We start from the raw sequence: 917 nt of genomic DNA, 5'->3' as shown, positions 1-917 counted from the left end.
GCCGTTGGCCACGTTGTAGGTCCACTCACCGCCTTCGGTGATGGTCAGGGTCCCCAGTGCACCCGCGCTCGGGGTGCCGTTGCCGGCCACAAACTTGGCTTCGTCCGCCCCGTCCACGTCGGTCACGCTCAGGGTGCCGGTCTCGGTCAGGTTACCGCTGACCACGTTCAGATCTTCGGTCACCGCACCAGTGTCGGCACCGCTGATCACCGCGCCATCGTTCACGCCGGTGATGGTGATGGTGACGGTGTGCTCGGTGCCGTCCAGGCTCTTGACCACGAAGGTCTCGACCTTGGTCTCACCCTTGCCCAGGTACTGCACGTCGCCGTTGGCCACGTTGTAGGTCCACTCACCGCCTTCGGTGATGGTCAGGGTCCCCAGTGCACCCGCGCTCGGGGTGCCGTTGCCGGCCACGAACTTGGCTTCGTCCGCCCCGTCCACGTCGGTCACGCTCAGGGTGCCGGTCTCGGTCAGGTTACCGCTGACCACGTTCAGATCTTCGGTGACCGCACCGGTGTCGGCACCGCTGATCACCGCGCCATCGTTCACGCCGGTGATGGTGATGGTGACGGTGTGCTCGGTGCCGTCCAGGCTCTTGACCACGAAGGTCTCCAGCTTGGTCTCCCCCTTGCCCAGGTACTGCACGTCGCCGTTGGCCACGTTGTAGGTCCACTCACCGCCTTCGGTGATGGTCAGGCTGCCCAGTGCACCCGCGCTCGGGGTGCCGTTGCCGGCCACGAACTTGGCTTCATCCGCCCCGTCCACGTCGGTCACGCTCAAGGTGCCGGTCTCGGTCAGGTTACCGCTGACCACGTTCAGATCTTCGGTCACCGCACCGCTGTCGGCACCGCTGATCACCGCGCCATCGTTCACGCCGGTGATGGTGATGGTGACGGTGCTGTCTCTTATACACATCT

Annotated in this window: 1 protein-coding gene; it reads right to left on the bottom strand. The window is 65.1% G+C overall.

Annotated elements, in window-relative coordinates; genetic code table 11:
* On the bottom strand, window positions 1–917 hold a 917-nt coding region (locus CUC44_RS18485; protein ID WP_208621089.1), incomplete at both ends, for a VCBS domain-containing protein.

Origin of the sequence: Aeromonas lusitana, from assembly GCF_002812985.1 — a bacterium.
GTDB classification, from domain to species: domain Bacteria; phylum Pseudomonadota; class Gammaproteobacteria; order Enterobacterales; family Aeromonadaceae; genus Aeromonas; species Aeromonas lusitana.
Note: the sequence above shows the minus strand (reverse complement) of the source record. Positions and strands in the feature narration are given on the sequence as shown.